Source organism: Streptomyces achromogenes, assembly GCF_030816715.1.
In the GTDB taxonomy this organism is placed as follows: domain Bacteria; phylum Actinomycetota; class Actinomycetes; order Streptomycetales; family Streptomycetaceae; genus Streptomyces; species Streptomyces achromogenes_A.
Window position 1 is genome coordinate 2,407,487 of the sequence record NZ_JAUSYH010000001.1, and the last position, 16,573, is coordinate 2,424,059.

At 73.2% G+C, this 16,573-nt stretch carries 11 protein-coding genes; 7 read left to right on the forward strand and 4 right to left on the reverse strand.

From position 1 onward, the window contains the following. Positions 1–77 precede the first annotated feature (77 nt). From QF032_RS10900 to QF032_RS10915, 4 genes are all read right to left on the reverse strand, one after another. Entirely contained in the window at positions 78–800 is a 723-nt protein-coding gene (locus tag QF032_RS10900) for a vWA domain-containing protein (protein ID WP_307055911.1), read from the reverse strand. Between the two features lie 195 nt (positions 801–995). Next, on the reverse strand, positions 996–2,456 hold the full coding sequence (locus tag QF032_RS10905; RefSeq protein WP_306953204.1) for a glutamate synthase subunit beta: 1,461 nt from the start codon (positions 2,454–2,456) through the stop codon (positions 996–998). Further along, a complete protein-coding gene (gene gltB, locus QF032_RS10910; protein ID WP_307041923.1) occupies positions 2,449–7,071 on the reverse strand; it encodes a glutamate synthase large subunit in 4,623 nt (1,540 codons plus the stop codon). The genes QF032_RS10905 and gltB overlap by 8 nt, the downstream gene beginning before the upstream one ends. Before the next feature lie 380 nt (positions 7,072–7,451). Further along, a complete protein-coding gene (locus tag QF032_RS10915; RefSeq protein WP_306953200.1) occupies positions 7,452–8,183 on the reverse strand; it encodes a VIT1/CCC1 transporter family protein in 732 nt (243 codons plus the stop codon). Between the two features lie 270 nt (positions 8,184–8,453). Here QF032_RS10915 and QF032_RS10920 point away from each other — a divergent pair, with 270 nt between their 5' ends. The 7 genes from QF032_RS10920 to QF032_RS10950 are packed head-to-tail and all read left to right on the forward strand — an operon-like array spanning position 8,454 to position 16,502. Continuing rightward, positions 8,454–9,587, forward strand: coding sequence for an ADP-ribosylglycohydrolase family protein (locus tag QF032_RS10920; RefSeq protein ID WP_307055912.1), 1,134 nt, complete (start codon positions 8,454–8,456; stop codon positions 9,585–9,587). Next, a complete protein-coding gene (locus QF032_RS10925; protein WP_307055913.1) occupies positions 9,584–10,960 on the forward strand; it encodes an ADP-ribosylglycohydrolase family protein in 1,377 nt (458 codons plus the stop codon). Before QF032_RS10920 ends, QF032_RS10925 begins: the two co-directional genes overlap by 4 nt. A gap of 8 nt (positions 10,961–10,968) precedes the next feature. Further along, a complete protein-coding gene (locus tag QF032_RS10930) occupies positions 10,969–12,156 on the forward strand; it encodes an ADP-ribosylglycohydrolase family protein (protein ID WP_307041929.1) in 1,188 nt (395 codons plus the stop codon). Further along, the gene (locus QF032_RS10935) at positions 12,144–13,523 is read left to right on the forward strand and encodes an ADP-ribosylglycohydrolase family protein (RefSeq protein WP_307041931.1); all 1,380 of its coding nucleotides are present in this window, start codon (positions 12,144–12,146) and stop codon (positions 13,521–13,523) included. Before QF032_RS10930 ends, QF032_RS10935 begins: the two co-directional genes overlap by 13 nt. Continuing rightward, positions 13,520–14,413 carry a ribokinase gene (gene rbsK / locus QF032_RS10940; RefSeq protein WP_307041933.1) on the forward strand — a complete coding sequence of 298 codons (894 nt, stop codon included), beginning with the start codon at positions 13,520–13,522 and terminating at the stop codon, positions 14,411–14,413. Before QF032_RS10935 ends, rbsK begins: the two co-directional genes overlap by 4 nt. Then, positions 14,410–15,675, forward strand: a complete 1,266-nt coding sequence (locus QF032_RS10945) for a CaiB/BaiF CoA transferase family protein (protein ID WP_307055914.1) — start codon at positions 14,410–14,412, stop codon at positions 15,673–15,675. Before rbsK ends, QF032_RS10945 begins: the two co-directional genes overlap by 4 nt. Then, positions 15,672–16,502, forward strand: coding sequence for an HpcH/HpaI aldolase/citrate lyase family protein (locus tag QF032_RS10950; RefSeq protein ID WP_307055915.1), 831 nt, complete (start codon positions 15,672–15,674; stop codon positions 16,500–16,502). The genes QF032_RS10945 and QF032_RS10950 overlap by 4 nt, the downstream gene beginning before the upstream one ends. The last annotated feature ends 71 nt before the right edge of the window (positions 16,503–16,573 follow it).

Below are 16,573 nucleotides of genomic sequence, written 5' to 3' on the forward strand. Positions count from 1 at the left end.
GGATCTTCCTCAGGGTGGCACGGACGACCCGCTGAGCCAACGGTGCGGACGGTTCCGGAGAGCCGCCGCCCCCACCGCTACGGCCGTACGATCCCCTGCGCCCGGGCGGCCGTCAGCCACTGCGGGAACTCGCACACGAGCCGGTCGTAGAGATCCGCGTCCGACACCTTCCGCGGGTCCGGACCGGCGTGGAAGAAGCCGGCGTTGTCGACCGCCCGCTGCGCCGGGACGGGCAGTTCGTCGAGCTTGCGCAGGAAGTCGAACTGCTTGCTGCCGCGGTCGCCGAAGCCGATGAACTGCCAGAACAGGGGCAGCTTGGAGGCCTTGCAGAGATAGCGCTCGGCGGCGAGCTTGTTGATGGGGCCGCCGTCGGTCTGGAAGACGACGAGCGCGGGTTCCCGTGCGCCGCTGTCGAGGTAGTGGTCGATGACGGCGTCCATGGCGAGGTGGTAGCTGGTCCTGCCCATGTGCCCGAGCCCGGCCACGATGCGGTCCACCCGGCCGCGGTGGTCGTCGAGGGCGATGTCGGTGACGGCGTCGACGTCGGTGGAGAAGAAGACGACCGGCACCCGGCCGTCGTCGTCGAGATGGGCGGAGAGTCCCAGCACCCGGTCGGCGAGCGCCTGCACGCTGCCGTCCCGGTAGTACGGCTTCATCGACCCCGAGTAGTCGACGACGAGGTAGACGGCGGCCCGCTGCCCGTCGAGACCGTGCTTGGCGAGGGACACCCCGGCGCTCTTGTAGAGGCTGACCAGCGCGGGTGCGGTCTCCTGGACCTTGGTGAGACTGATCGCGACCATGGCGCACAGCCTCCCACACGCGCCTCCCCCTCCTGCCTCCCTTGCCTGCCTCCCTTGCCTTCGCCTCTCCGAAGACAGGGTGCGCGCAAGGGCGACGGCGCCTGCCCAGTCGTCCGGTCGGGGACTGTTGGGCAGGCGCCGTCAATGTTCCGCACGCCTTTGTACGGGACGTCTGGGTGCCTTTCGGCGGGGCCGTCAGACCATCAGCGAGCGGTCCGTCGGGCGGATGGGGGCCGGCAGGTCGCTCGCGCCGGTCAGGAACCGGTCGACGCCGCGGGCGGCCGAGCGGCCCTCCGCGATCGCCCACACGATGAGCGACTGGCCGCGGCCGGCGTCGCCGGCGACGTACACGCCGGGCACATTGGTCGCGAAGTCGGCGTCACGCGCGACGTTGCCGCGCTCGTCGAGCTCCAGGCCGAACTGCTCCACCAGGCCGTTCTCCCGGTCGGTGCCGGTGAAGCCCATGGCGAGGGTGACCAGCTGGGCGGGGATCTTGCGTTCCGTGCCCGGCTTCGGGGTCAGCCTGCCCTCGACGAACTCGACCTCGGTGAGGTGCAGCCACTGGACGTTGCCGTCCTCGTCGCCCTCGAAGTGGGTGGTGGAGACGGAGTAGACCCGCTCGCCGCCCTCCTCGTGCGCGGAGGTGACCTTGTAGAGCATCGGGAAGGTCGGCCACGGCTGGCCCGGGTTCCGCTCCTCGCCCGGCCGGGGCATGATCTCCAGCTGGGTGACGGAGGCCGCGCCCTGGCGGTGGGCGGTGCCCACGCAGTCGGCGCCGGTGTCGCCGCCGCCGATGACCACGACGTGCTTGCCCTCGGCCGTGATCGGGGGCGCCACGAAGTCGCCTTCCTGGACCTTGTTGGCGAGCGGCAGGTACTCCATCGCCTGGTGGACGCCCTTGAGCTCACGGCCGGGGACCGGCAGGTCACGGGCGGTCGTGGCGCCGGCCGCGATCACGACGGCGTCGTAGCGCTTCTTGAGGTCGGTCGCCTTGAGGTCGCGGCCGATCTCGATGCCGGTGCGGAAGCGGGTGCCCTCCGCGCGCATCTGCTCGATGCGGCGGTTGATGTGCCGCTTCTCCATCTTGAACTCGGGGATGCCGTACCGCAGGAGGCCGCCGATGCGGTCCGCGCGCTCGTAGACGGCGACGGTGTGGCCGGCCCGGGTGAGCTGCTGGGCGGCGGCCAGGCCCGCCGGGCCCGAACCGATGACCGCGACCGTCTTGCCGGACAGGCGCTCGGGCGCCTGCGGGGCGACGTCACCGGTCTCCCACGCCTTGTCGATGATCGAGACCTCGACGTTCTTGATGGTGACGGCCGGCTGGTTGATGCCGAGCACGCACGCCGACTCGCAGGGAGCCGGGCACAGCCGCCCGGTGAACTCCGGGAAGTTGTTGGTGGCGTGCAGCCGCTCCTGCGCGGCCGACCAGTCCTCGCGGTAGGCGAAGTCGTTCCACTCGGGGATCAGGTTCCCCAGCGGACAGCCGTTGTGGCAGAACGGGATGCCGCAGTCCATGCACCGGCTGGCCTGCTTGCTGATGATCGGCAGCAGCGAACCGGGGACGTAGACCTCGTTCCAGTCCTTCAGCCGCACGTCGACGGGGCGGGACTTGGCGACCTCACGGCCGTGGTTCAGGAAGCCCTTCGGGTCAGCCATGGGTCGCCGCCTCCATCATCTTCTCGGTGATCTCGGACTCGGAGAGCCCCGCTCGCTCGGCGGCGTCCTTGGCGGCGAGCACTGCCTTGTACGTGCTGGGGATGATCTTGCTGAAGCGCTCCACGGCCGCGTCCCAGTCGGCGAGCAGCTTCTCGGCGACCGTCGAGCCGGTCTCCTCGGCGTGCCGGCGCACCACGTCGTGCAGCCACTGCTTGTCGGTGTCGTCGAGCGCCTCGACGGCGTCGAGGTTGCCGGCGTTGACGTGGTCGCGGTTCAGGTCGATCACGTAGGCGATGCCGCCGGACATGCCGGCCGCGAAGTTGCGGCCCGTCTCGCCGAGGACCACCGCGTGACCGCCGGTCATGTACTCGCAGCCGTGGTCGCCCACGCCTTCGGAGACGACCGTCGCGCCGGAGTTGCGGACGCAGAACCGCTCGCCGGTGCGGCCGCGCAGGAACAGCTCGCCGCCGGTCGCGCCGTAGGCGATGGTGTTGCCCGCGATGGTCGAGTACTCGGCGAGGTGGTCGGCGCCCCGGTCCGGGCGGACGATGACGCGGCCGCCGGAGAGGCCCTTGCCGACGTAGTCGTTGGCGTCGCCCTCCAGGCGCAGCGTGACACCGCGCGGGAGGAAGGCACCGAAGGACTGGCCGGCGGAGCCGGTGAAGGTGATGTCGATGGTGTCCTCGGGCAGGCCCGCGCCGCCGAACCTCTTCGTCACCTCGTGGCCGAGCATGGTGCCGACCGTGCGGTTGATGTTGCGGATGGAGACCTGGGCGCGCACCGGTTGGGCGTCGGTCGCGGAGTCCGCGGCGAGGGCGTCGGCGGCGAGCTTGATGAGCTCGTTGTCGAGCGCCTTCTCCAGGCCGTGGTCCTGCTCGATGACCTGGTGCAGGGCCGCGCCCTCGGGCAGGGCGGGCACGTGGAAGAGCGGGGCCAGGTTGAGTCCCTGGGCCTTCCAGTGGTCGACGGCGCGCTCGACGTCGAGGACCTCGGCGTGGCCGACGGCCTCCTCGATCGAGCGGAAGCCCAGCTCGGCCAGCAGTTCGCGGACCTCTTCGGCGATGAACGTGAAGAAGTTGACGACGTACTCGGCCTTGCCGGCGAAGCGGTCGCGCAGCACCGGGTTCTGGGTGGCGATGCCGACGGGGCAGGTGTCGAGGTGGCAGACGCGCATCATGACGCAGCCGGAGACGACGAGCGGCGCGGTCGCGAAACCGAACTCCTCGGCGCCGAGCAGCGCGGCGATGATCACGTCGCGGCCGGTCTTGAGCTGGCCGTCCGTCTGGACGACGATCCGGTCGCGCAGGCCGTTGAGCAGCAGGGTCTGCTGGGTCTCGGCGAGGCCGAGCTCCCAGGGACCGCCCGCGTGCTTGAGCGAGGTCAGCGGGGAGGCGCCGGTGCCGCCGTCGTGGCCGGAGATGAGCACCACGTCCGCGTGCGCCTTGGACACACCGGCGGCGACCGTGCCGACACCGACCTCGGAGACCAGCTTCACGTGGATCCGCGCCTGCGGGTTCGCGTTCTTCAGGTCGTGGATCAGCTGGGCGAGGTCTTCGATGGAGTAGATGTCGTGGTGCGGCGGCGGGGAGATCAGGCCGACGCCCGGGGTGGAGTGCCGGGTCTTGGCGACCCACGGGTAGACCTTGTGGCCGGGCAGCTGGCCGCCCTCGCCGGGCTTGGCGCCCTGCGCCATCTTGATCTGGATGTCGTCCGCGTTGACCAGGTACTCGGAGGTGACGCCGAAGCGGCCGGAGGCGACCTGCTTGATGCTGGAGCGGCGCGCCGGGTCGTACAGGCGCTCCGGGTCCTCGCCGCCCTCACCGGTGTTGGACTTGCCGCCCAGCTGGTTCATGGCGATGGCGAGGGTCTCGTGCGCCTCCTGCGAGATGGAGCCGTACGACATGGCGCCGGTGGAGAAGCGCTTGACGATCTCGGAGACGGGCTCGACCTCGTCGACGGGGATCGAGGGGCGGTCCGACTTGAGGCCGAAGAGCCCGCGCAGGGTCATCAGCCGCTCGGACTGCTCGTTCACCCGGTCCGTGTACTGCTTGAAGATGTCGTAGCGGGCCGTGCGCGTCGAGTGCTGGAGGCGGAAGACGGTCTCCGGGTCGAACAGGTGCGGCTCGCCCTCGCGGCGCCACTGGTACTCGCCGCCTATGTCCAGGGCGCGGTGGGCGGGCGCGATGCCGGAGGCGGGGTAGGCCTTGGCGTGGCGGGCGGCGACCTCCTTGGCGACGACGTCGATGCCGATGCCGCCGATCTTGGTGGCGGTGCCGCTGAAGTACTTCTCGACGAAGGCGTCGTCGAGGCCGACGGCTTCGAAGACCTGGGCGCCGCGGTAGGAGGCGACGGTCGAGATGCCCATCTTGGACATGACCTTCAGGACGCCCTTGCCGAGCGCGTAGATCAGGTTGCGGATCGCCTGCTCGGGCTCCATGCCGTCGAGGAAGGTGCCGGCGCGCAGCAGGTCCTCGACGGACTCCATCGCCAGATACGGGTTGACGGCGGCGGCGCCGAAGCCGATCAGCAGGGCGACGTGGTGGACCTCGCGGACGTCTCCGGCCTCGACCAGCAGGCCCACCTGGGTGCGCTGCTTGGTGCGGATGAGGTGGTGGTGGACGGCCGCGGTGAGCAGCAGCGAGGGGATCGGCGCGTGCTCGGCGTCGGAGTGGCGGTCCGACAGGACGATGAGCCGGGCGCCGTTGTCGATGGCGGCGTCCGCCTCGGCGCAGATCTCGTCGATGCGGGCGGCCAGCGCGTCGCCGCCGCCGTGCACCCGGTACAGGCCGGAGAGGGTCGCGGCCTTGAAGCCGGGCATGTCGCCGTCGGCGTTGATGTGGATGAGCTTGGCCAGCTCGTCGTTGTCGATGACCGGGAACGGCAGGGTGACGGTGCGGCAGGACGCGGCGCTCGGCTCGAGCAGGTTGCCCTGCGGGCCGAGGGAGGAGCGCAGCGAGGTGACGAGCTCTTCCCGGATGGCGTCCAGCGGCGGGTTGGTGACCTGCGCGAACAGCTGGGTGAAGTAGTCGAAGAGCAGCCTGGGCCGGGCGGAGAGCGCGGCGATCGGCGAGTCGGTGCCCATGGAGCCGAGCGGTTCGCCGCCGGTCTTGGCCATCGGCGCGAGGATGATGCGCAGCTCTTCCTCGGTGTAGCCGAAGGTCTGCTGGCGGCGGGTGACCGAGGCGTGCGTGTGCACGATGTGCTCGCGCTCGGGCAGGTCGCCGAGTTCGATCTCGCCGGCCTCCAGCCACTCGGCGTACGGGTTCTCGGCGGCGAGCTGTGCCTTGATCTCGTCGTCCTCGATGATGCGGTGCTCGGCGGTGTCGACGAGGAACATCCGGCCGGGCTGCAGGCGGCCCTTGCGGACGACCTTGGCGGGGTCGATGTCGAGGACGCCGACCTCGGAGCCGAGGACGACGAGGCCGTCGTCGGTGACCCAGTAGCGGCCGGGGCGCAGACCGTTGCGGTCGAGGACCGCGCCGACCTGGGTGCCGTCGGTGAAGGTGACGCAGGCCGGGCCGTCCCAGGGCTCCATCATCGTGGAGTGGAACTCGTAGAAGGCGCGCCGTGCCGGATCCATGGTGTCGTGGTTCTCCCACGCCTCCGGGATCATCATCAGCACGGAGTGCGGCAGCGAGCGGCCGCCGAGGTGGAGCAGTTCGAGGACCTCGTCGAAGGACGCCGAGTCGGAGGCGTCCGGCGTGCACACCGGGAAGATCCGCTCGATGGCCTTCTCGTCGGATCCGCCGTGCCCATGGCCGGCGGAGCCGAACAGGTCGGAGACGAGCTGCGACTCGCGGGCGCGCATCCAGTTGCGGTTGCCCTTGACGGTGTTGATCTCACCGTTGTGCGCGACGAAGCGGTAGGGATGCGCGAGCGGCCACGACGGGAAGGTGTTCGTGGAGAAGCGCGAGTGGACGAGCGACACGGCCGAGGCGAAACGGCGGTCGGACAGGTCCGGGAAGAAGGGCTCGAGCTGGCCGGTGGTCAGCATGCCCTTGTAGACGATCGTGCGCGCGGAGAGCGACGGGAAGTACACGCCGGCCTCGCGCTCGGCGCGCTTGCGCAGCACGAACGCCTTGCGGTCGAGGTCGATGCCCTGGCTCGTGCCGTCGCTCACGAAGACCTGGCGGAAGGCCGGCATCGTGGAGCGGGCGGTCACGCCGAGGAGTTCGGGGGCGACCGGGACCTCGCGCCAGCCGAGGACGGTGAGGCCCTCCGCGGCGGCGATCGTCTCGATCTGTGAGACGGCGGCCCCGGCGCCGTCCTCGGGGAGGAAGGCGATGCCGACGGCGTAGTGGCCGGCCTCGGGGAGCTCGAATCCGGCGACCTCGCGGAGGAAGGCGTCCGGGACCTGGGTCAGGATGCCCGCGCCGTCGCCGGAGTCCGGCTCGGAGCCGGTGGCGCCGCGGTGCTCGAGGTTGCGCAGAACGGTCAGCGCCTGCTCGACCAGCGCGTGGCTCGCCTCGCCGGTGAGGGTGGCCACGAAGCCGACGCCACAGGCGTCGTGCTCGTTGCGGGGGTCGTACATACCCTGCGCAGCAGGGCGAGCATCCATGAAAGACCAGTTCTGGCCATTCGCGGAATGCTGGGACGGCTGGCGCGGCGTACGCATCGGCTCTCCCGTCGTCGTCTCAGGTGGCATATCTGCTGGCGAAGGGACGACGTTGGCCCTCTGCGGAACGCAAAATTTCGTGCAGGTTACATGATGGAGCGGTTCTCGGGAACCGGATACTCCGTTCCAGCATGCGGACGCCACGGTACGCGGCGGGGGTTCCTCGCACGTGGCTGAAAGGTATGGGGGCCGGACGGGACGAGATCGGTCGGATCGTTGCCCGGCGGACCGGAAGGGCGGAGGGAGTGGCGTCACCCACCCCGCGAGTGCGCCGCAGGCGTCATTGCCCACAGCGCTTACGGCTCATGCCCGCTGGTTAAGCACGCGAAACCAGTCGGTAACGGCTACCTATGCGGCCCATCGCATAGGTAGCAGCCGATCTATCCTACGGCCGTTCCGAAGAAGCTGCCCAGGGCGTACGTCACACCGGCCGCCGCACCGCCGAGGGCCAGCTGCCGCAGCCCGCTGAACCACCAGGTCCGCGCCGTCACCCGGGCCACCACCGCGCCGCAGCCGAACAGGCCGAGCAGGGCGAGCAGCACGGCCGGCCACAGCGAGGAGGCGCCGAGCAGGTACGGCAGGACGGGCAGCAGCGCGCCCAGCGCGAAGGACCCGAAGCTGGACACCGCGGCGACCAGCGGGGAGGGCAGGTCGGAGGGGTCGATGCCCAGCTCCTCGCGGGCGTGTATCTCCAGGGCCTGCTCGGGGTCGCGCGACAGCTGCTGGGCGACCTGCCGGGCCAGCTCGGGTTCGACGCCGCGGGACTCGTAGAGCGCGGCGAGCTCGGCCTCCTCGTCCTGCGGGTGCTTGCGCAGCTCCCGCCGCTCGACGGCCAGTTCGGCCTCGACGAGTTCGCGCTGCGAGGCGACGGAGGTGTACTCGCCGGCGGCCATGGAGAAGGCGCCGGCGGCCAGCCCCGCGAGACCGGTGACGACGAGGGTCTGCTGTCCCACGGAACCGCCGGCGACGCCGGTCATCAGGGCGAGGTTGGAGACCAGGCCGTCCATCGCGCCGAAGACGGCGGGGCGCAGCCAGCCGCCGTTGACGTCACGGTGGGTGTGGTTGTCGCGGTGCGCCTCGTGCAGCGGCGCCTCGGTCTCGATGATGGCCACGGAGATCCCCCGGTAAGCTGAGCCAAAGCTAACTTTAGACTGATTCTAAGTTCTTACAGCCCGAAGATACGCCTCCCCATTCCGCTCCGCCACCAAGGAAAGGCTCGGCTAACCTGCGCTTTTACCTTCGAGCGCTCATTCGATCGGCTGCCCGCGCAGATGTCGACCGGGTGACATGAAGGGCGTCGAGGCTCGGGTCAACCGCCGATGGTGGGACACATCCGCAGACGGTTCCGCGCCCGAGCGGAGCCACGGTGGAGAGGCCCGCCCATGGCAACGATCCGTGAAAGAGCCCGCGGCGCCCTGCTCGGCCTCGCCGTCGGAGACGCCCTCGGCGCCCCCGCCGAGAACATGAAGCCCTCCGAGATCCGCGCCCGCTGGGGCCGCATCACCGGCTACGTCGCCGACCGGCCGGCCGGCACGGACGACACCGAGTACGCGATCTTCTCCGGCCTGCTGCTCGCCCGGCACGGCTCCGCGCTCACCCCGGCCCACGTCGAGTCGGCCTGGCACCAGTGGATCGCCGACCGGGACGAAGGCCCCTTCCGCGGCGCGGGCTTCAGCGAGCGCGGCACCCTGGAGAACCTCCGCCGCGGACTCGCGGCGCCCATCTCGGCGCAGCACCGGCACGCCTGGAGCGACGGCCTGGCGATGCGCGCGGCCCCCTTCGGCGTCTTCGCCGCGGGCCGTCCGGCGGAGGCCGCCCGGCTGGTCGCGATCGACGGCGCGGTGAGCCACGACGGCGAGGGCATCTACGGCGGGCAGGCGGTCGCGGCGGGCGTGGCCGCGGCGATGGCCGGGGCGCCGCCGATCGCGGTGGTCGCCTCGGCTCTCGCGGTGGTCCCCGAGGACTCCTGGACGGCCCGTTCCCTGCGCCGGGCGGCGGCGGTGGCCCACCGGGGCGAACGGGCCGTGCGCTCGGCCGTCGTCGTCGGCGGCTATCCGTGGACCGATCTGGCCCCGGAGGCCGTCGCCCTCGCGTTCGGCGCCTACGCGGCCGCCGACGGCGACTTCCGCGAGGCGGTCCTCACGGCGGTGAACATGGGCCGCGACGCGGACACCACGGCGGCGGTGGCGGGCGCTCTGGCCGGCGCCACCCGGGGGGTCTCGGCGATCCCCCCGGACTGGGCGGCGGCCATCGGCCCGGCACGGGGCACGTGCCTGCCCTCGATGGCGGGCCACCACGTGCTGGACGTGGCCGAACTGCTGGTGCCGGGCGAGGGCGGGAAGTGGGGCGAGGGCGTGGTCGTGGCGGACGTCGTGCCGATCCTGATGAGCCCGGAACGGCTCTCCCACCCGGACCCGACGGCCTTCGCCCTGACAGCGGCGACGACTGTGACGACCACGACGGCGACGGCGACGGCGACGGCGACGGCGAACGACAGCTCGGAGGCGTGCCCATGACACCGCCCGCACCCTGGGACGAGACGATGACGGCCGCGGCGGCCACGGAGACCGCAGCGGCCATCACGGACACCGCGGCGCCCTGCGCGCCCCCGCCCGCACCCGCACCCGCCGACGGCGAGGTCGCGCCGCGAAGGCCGTCCGCACCCGACCGCGAGTACCGCTCCGGAACGGCAGGACGCCACCGCACCGGCTCGGCGGGCCGGACCGACGGGCCCGCGCGCGACGCCCAACCCGGGGGGTCCGCCCGCCCGCGGCACGCGCGGCGCATCGAGGGCCTGCTGCTGGGCCTGGCCGCGGGTGACGCCGCCGGGTGGCCCGCCGCCCGCCATCGCGCCGCCCGGATGCCGGACTGGACCCGCCGTCTCACCCGGGAGCTCGACACCTTCGCCGAACACAACGCGACGACCACCCTGCCCGTCCCCATCGCCCTGAACCAGCCCCCCGAACCCCTCCGGCTCGGCCCCTCCGACGACGCCGAGTGGGCGGCGTTCGCCGCCGAGGCGGTGCTGCGGGCCGGCGACGACACCGCCCTCGGCGACCTCGGCCGGGATCGCCGGATGCGCGCCGCCATCGACCTCGCCTGGAACGCGATCGCCGGTGAGGTCGCGGCGGCGGCCGACCGAGCGCCGGAGGTAGAGTCCGCCGTCCTGCCCCTGCGCGCCCGCATCTCCGTCCGCGCCGGACTGGGCAATCTCGCCGCCGGTCTGCGGCCCCCCGCCACCGGCCACGACAACCCGCACCACTTCGACGACGCGGCCTGCGTACGCGCCTGCGTGCTCGCCGTGATCCACGCCGGCGATCCCCGGGCCGCCGCCGACCTCGCCGAGTTCGACGCCCGCTACACCCAGGACGGCGACGGCGTGCACGGCGCCCGGGCGATGGCCGCGGCGCTCGCGCTGGCCCTGGCCGGAGCGGACGTCGAGGCCTGCGCGACGGCGGCGCTCGGCGAGCTCCCCGCACACACCGAGATCGGCCGCAACGCCCGGCACGCCCTGGACCTGGCCCGCGGCGCCCCGACCGCGTTCGCGCTCGTCCCGCTGCTGGAACACCAGATCGTCGACCACGTCTACAGCTACGGCATCGCGGCGGCGGAGACCGTGCCGGTGGCGCTGGCCCTGGCGACGGCGTCCGGCGGCCGCATCGGCGAGGCGGTGCCGGCGGCGGCCTGCCTCTCCCGGGTCGCGGACTCGGCCCCGGCCCTGGCGGGCGCGCTCACCGGGGCCCTCGGCGGCGCCGCCGCGATCCCCGAGGCGTGGCGCGACAGCTGCCGGATCCTCTCCGGCTGCGCACTCCCCCGGCTCACCGGCACCGACCTGGTGGAACTCGCCGGGCTCCTGGAAACCGCACAACCGGCCCCACCAGGAGGATGATTCGGGGCATGACGCCCAAAGCAGAAGAAAGCAACGGGGCAACCCTGGAGGAGCGCATCACCGGCGCCCTGGTCGGCGCGGCCGTGGGCGACGCCCTCGGCGGCCCCGTCGAGGGCTACACCCCGGAACAGATCCTCGAACGCCACGGCGGCCGCGTGCACGGCGTCGTCGGGCCCTGGAACGGCGACGACTGGCGCACCGCCCGCCCCATCGCCCCCTACCACAAGGGCGACGGCCACGTCACCGACGACACCCTGATGACCCATGCGCTGATCAGGGTCTACGCCACGGTCCGTGATCACCTCGACGCCTACGCGGTCGCCGAGCACCTCGTCCCGGACCTGATGACGACGCCCCGCTGGATCCCGGAACTGGAGGCCGAGGCGCTGCCCCTGCACCGGATCTTCCTGGCGGAGAAGTGGCTGGTCGCCCGGCTCCACTACGGCCACGTGGACCCGCGGGAGGCCGGTGTGGGCAACATCGTCAACTGCGGGGCGGCGATGTACATGGCCCCGGTGGGCCTGGTCAACGCGGCCGACCCGGCGGGGGCGTACGCGGAGGCGCTGGACGTCGCGGGCGCCCACCAGTCGTCCTACGGCCGGGAGGCGGCGGGCGTCTTCGCCGCGGCGGTGGCGGCCGCGTGCACGCCGGGCGCGACCGCGGAGTCGGTGGTGACGGCCTGTCTGGCGCTGGCGAAGGACGGCACGCGCACGGCGATCGAGAAGGTCTGCGAGGAGGCGGCCCGGCACGGCGACGTCGAGTCCGCGCTCGTCCCGCTCAGGGAAGCGGTGGCGCCCTACGACACCGTGGGGCCCGACTACCGGCGGCCCTCGCTCGGCGCCCGCCGCCCCTCCCGGCTGCACGCGATCGAGGAACTCCCGGTCGCCCTGGGCATGGTGGTGGCGGCGGGCGGCGACTACCGCCGGGCGGTCCTCGGCTGCGTGAACTACGGCCGCGACTGCGACTCGATCGCCACCATGGCGGGCGCGGTGGCCGGCGCCCTGGGCTCACCGGTCCCCGAAGACTGGTCGAAGCAGGTCGCCGAGGCCAGCCGCCTCGACCTGTGGCAGCCGGCGACGGCGCTCACCGAGGTGGCCCGCGAGGTCTTCCGGCGCGACGTCGAGCGCCGCCGCGACCACGAGCGGGCGTTCCACGCCCTCGGCGGCGCCCCCGGAGGCTCCGGATGCTCCGACTGACCTGGGTCCAGCCGGAGGACCTGCTCGGCCACGAACTGCGCCAGGCGGCCGAGGACGGCCGGGAGCCGTGGGCGGTCGCCGCCCGCTGGCGGGCGGCCGGAGGCCGTGAGGCGCCGCCCCGGGCCGGCGCGTCCGGGCAGCGGGCCTCGGGCTATCTGCGGCTCCTCGCGGACGACCTGCTGGACGAACTGGCGGACCTGCCCAGCAGACTGGCCGAGGACGAGCCGACCGGGCTGGAGAAGATCAGAACGCTCTGCCCCCGGTGGCCGGGGCGGCCGGGCGGCACGAGACCCCCGGTGCCCTCGCAGGCCCGCCTGGAAGCGGCCTGGCTGGGCCGGGCCGCCGGCTGCCTCCTGGGCAAACCGGTGGAGAAGCTCCCCCTGGACGGAGTCCGACGGCTCGCACGGGCCGCCGGCAACTGGCCCCTGAACGGCTACTTCACCGCCCGGGGCGTTCCCGGCCCCCTCCTCGAGGAACACCCCTGGAACCGCCGCTCGGCGCCCACCTCCCTCGCCGAGAACATCGACGGCATGCCCGAGGACGACGACCTCAACTACCCCCTCCTCAACCTCCTGCTGCTGCAACGCCACGGCAGGGGCTTCACCACCGCCGACGTGGCCCGGCTCTGGCTCGACGAACTCCCCGCGGGCCGCACCTTCACCGCCGAACGCGTCGCCTACCGCAACCTCCTCTGCGGCATCGAACCCCCGCACACCGCCCGCCACCGCAACCCCTTCCGGGAGTGGATCGGCGCCCTGATCCGCGCCGACGTACACGGCTGGACCAACCCCGGCGACCCGGCCGCCGCGGCCGAGCAGGCGCACCGCGACGCCGTCCTCACCCACACCGGCAACGGCGTCTACGCGGCGATGTTCACGGCGGCCGTCGTCGCCGCGGCCGCGACCGGCGGCCTGGACGTGCACGCCTGTCTGGGCACCGGCCTGTCGGTCGTCCCGCCCCGCTCCCGTCTCGCCGTCGCCGTCACCCACGCGATCCGGCTCGCCGGGGAACACGCCGACTTCGACACCGTCGTCGACGAGCTCCACATCGCCCACCGGAGCGCCCACTGGGTGCATGCCGTCCCCAACACGGCCCTGATCGCCGCCGCCCTCACTCACGCGGACGGCGACTTCGCCGGGTCCATCTGCCGTGCCGTGTCGGGAGGCTGGGACACCGACTCGGCCGGTGCGACCGCGGGCGGCGTCGCCGCCCTGCTCACCGGCGGCCCGGCCGCCCTCCCCGACCGCTGGACGGCCCCCCTCAAGAACCGGCTGGCCACCTCCGTCGCCGACTTCGACGGCGTCGGCTTCGACGCGCTCGCCCACCTCACCCGGTCCCTCATCCCTCGGGAGGCATCCCGCCCATGACCGACATCGTCGTGCTCGGCAGCACGAACATGGACCTCGTCGCCTACGTCGAGAAACCCCCGCAGCGCGGGGAGACCGTGACAGGACGGGAGTTCCGCACGGTCCCCGGCGGCAAGGGCGCCAACCAGGCGACCGCCGCCGCCCACGCCGGCGGCGCCGTCTCGATCATCGGGGCGGTCGGCAACGACTCCTTCGGCGCCCGGCTGCGCTCCACGCTCGAGCACGCGGGCGTCAACACCGACCACCTGCGCACCGTCGAGGCCCCCTCCGGCACCGCGCACATCGTGGTGGACGACGACGGCGGCAACGCGATCGTCGTGGTGCCCGGCGCCAACGGCACCGTCGACCATCTCGCCCCCGGCGACGAAGGCCTCATCGCCTCCGCGGACGCGCTGCTGCTGCAGCTCGAAGTGCCCCTGGCCGCGGTCGTCGCGGGCGCGCGGGCGGCCCGGGCGCACGGCGTGCGCACGATCCTCACCCCCGCCCCGGCCCGGCCCCTGCCGCCGGAACTCCTCGACGCCACCGACCTGTTGGTGCCCAACGAACACGAGGCGACCGCGCTCACCGGCCGCACCGACCCGCACGAGGCGGCCGCCGTCCTGCTGGACAGCGTCCCCGCGGTCGTCATCACGCTCGGCGCGGCCGGCAGCCTCTACGCGGCCCGGGGCGCCGAACCCCTCACCGTGCCCGCCCCGCGCGTCACCGCCGTGGACTCCACCGGCGCGGGCGACACCTTCGTCGGGGCCCTCGCCGTGGCGCTGGGCGAGGAACGGCCGGTACGGGAGGCGCTGGCCTGGGCGGCGGCCGCGGCCGCGCTCTCGGTCCAGCGCCCGGGCGCCTCCGCGTCGATGCCCTACCGCTCCGAGATCGAGACGCGGTACGCCTCATGACCGAACCCCGCACGACCGCACCCCCCACGGCCGCACGCGTCACGACCGCACCCCCCGTGGCCGGGCAGACCGCTCAGACCGCTCCCCTGCACGGCGTCCGGGTCCTCGACCTGGCCACCCTGTTCGCGGGGCCCCTCGCCGCCACCCTGCTCGGCGACTTCGGGGCGGACGTCGTCAAGGTCGAGCACCCGGACCGGCCCGACCCCTCCCGGGGACACGGCCCGTCCAAGGGCGGCGTGGGCCTGTGGTGGAAGCTCCTCGGCCGCAACAAGCGCACGATCACCCTGAACCTGTCCACGCCCGGCGGCCGCGACACCCTGCTGCGGCTCGCCGCCACGGCCGACGTGATCATCGAGAACTTCCGCCCCGGCACCCTGGAGAAGTGGGACCTCGGCTGGGCGGAACTGTCGGCGGCCAACCCCCGCCTGGTGCTCGCCCGGGTCACCGCCTTCGGCCAGTTCGGCCCCTACGCGCACCGCCCCGGGTTCGGCACCCTCGCGGAGGCGATGAGCGGCTTCGCGTCGATCACCGGCGAGCCGGACGCCCCGCCCACCCTTCCGCCCTTCGGCCTGGCCGACTCGATCGCCGGGCTGGCCACCGCGTACGCCGTCATGACCGCCCTCACCGCCCGCGACCGCACCGGCGAGGGCCAGGTCGTCGACATGGCGATCATCGAGCCCATCCTCACCGTCCTCGGCCCCCAGCCCCTCTGGTACGATCAGCTGGGATACGTCCAGGCGCGCACCGGCAACCGGTCCGCCAACAACGCCCCGCGCAACACCTACCGCACGGCCGACGGGGACTGGGTCGCCGTCTCGACGTCGGCCCAGTCGATCGCCGAGCGCGTGATGCGGCTGGTCGGCCGCCCGGAACTGATCGACGAGCCGTGGTTCGCCACCGGCGCCGAGCGGGCCGCCCACACCGACGTCCTCGACGAGGCGGTCGGCTCCTGGATCGCCCGGCACACCCGCGCCGACGTCCTCGCGGCCTTCGAGAAGGCGGAGGCGGCGATCGCCCCGGTCCAGGACGTCCGGGACGTGCTCGCGGATCCCCAGTACCAGGCCCTGGACACCGTCACCGCCGTGGACGACCCGGAGCTGGGCCGGATCCGTATGCAGAACGTCCTCTTCCGGCTCTCCGCGACCCCCGGCGCGATCCGCTGGGCCGGCCGCCCGCACGGTGCCGACACGGACGCCGTCCTGACCGAACTCGGCCTGACCGCGGACGAGCTGACCACCCTGCGCGAGGCGGGCGCCCTGTGAAGAAACCCCCGCTGACCTGGCTCTACGTTCCCGGTGACCGCCCGCAGACGGTCACCAAGGCCCTCGCCTGCGGCGCCGACGTGGTCATCGTCGACCTGGAGGACGCGGTCGCCCCGGATCGCAAGGAGTACGCCCGCGCGGCCACCGCCGAACGCCTCTCGGAGCCCCAGCCGGTACCGGTCCACGTCCGGGTGAACTCCCTGGACACCCCCTATGCAGCGGCGGACCTGCGCACGGTGGCCGCCCTGCCCGGCGTCTGCGGTCTGCGCCTGCCGAAGGTGACGGCCCCCCACCAGATCACCCGGGTCGCCGAGAGCGTGCCCGGGAGCGACCGCGGCGCCACGCCCCTGCACGCCCTGCTGGAGACCGCCCTCGGCGTCGAACACGCCTACGCCATCGCCCGCGCCCACCCCTCCCTGCGCGGTATCGCCCTCGGCGAGGCGGACCTGCGGGCCGACCTGGGCGTCCGCCACGACGCGGGCCTCGACTGGTCGCGCTCCCGGGTCGTCGTCGCCGCCCGGGCCGCCGGGCTGGCGCCCCCGCCCCAGTCGGTCCACCCCGACATCCGCGATCTGGACGGCCTGGCCACCAGCTGCGCCCACGGCCGCACCCTCGGCTTCCTGGGGCGCGCCGCCATCCACCCCCGGCAGCTCCCGATCATCGAGCAGGCCTATCTGCCGACCCAGCAGGAACTGGAGGACGCCGAGACGATCGTGAAGGCGGCCATCACCGAACGGGGCGCCCAGGCCCTGCCGGACGGACGGTTCGTCGACGCCGCGGTGGTGGCGGCCGCACACCGCACGCTGGCCCTGGCCGCCCGGGACTGACCGGCCGACGAGGCCGCGACCCACGGCACACAGCACACGACGAGGGCGCCCGGTGAACCCGGGCGCCCTCG

Bases quoted from the DNA above. Each gene is read 5' to 3' on its own strand.
- QF032_RS10900 (WP_307055911.1), bottom strand. From the start codon at position 800: ATGGTCGCGATCAGTCTCACCAAGGTCCAGGAGACCGCACCCGCGCTG.
- QF032_RS10905 (WP_306953204.1), bottom strand. From the start codon at position 2,456: ATGGCTGACCCGAAGGGCTTCCTGAACCACGGCCGTGAGGTCGCCAAG.
- gltB (WP_307041923.1), bottom strand. From the start codon at position 7,071: ATGCGTACGCCGCGCCAGCCGTCCCAGCATTCCGCGAATGGCCAGAAC.
- QF032_RS10920 (WP_307055912.1), top strand. From the start codon at position 8,454: ATGGCAACGATCCGTGAAAGAGCCCGCGGCGCCCTGCTCGGCCTCGCC.
- QF032_RS10925 (WP_307055913.1), top strand. From the start codon at position 9,584: ATGACACCGCCCGCACCCTGGGACGAGACGATGACGGCCGCGGCGGCC.
- QF032_RS10930 (WP_307041929.1), top strand. From the start codon at position 10,969: ATGACGCCCAAAGCAGAAGAAAGCAACGGGGCAACCCTGGAGGAGCGC.
- QF032_RS10935 (WP_307041931.1), top strand. From the start codon at position 12,144: ATGCTCCGACTGACCTGGGTCCAGCCGGAGGACCTGCTCGGCCACGAA.
- rbsK (WP_307041933.1), top strand. From the start codon at position 13,520: ATGACCGACATCGTCGTGCTCGGCAGCACGAACATGGACCTCGTCGCC.
- QF032_RS10945 (WP_307055914.1), top strand. From the start codon at position 14,410: ATGACCGAACCCCGCACGACCGCACCCCCCACGGCCGCACGCGTCACG.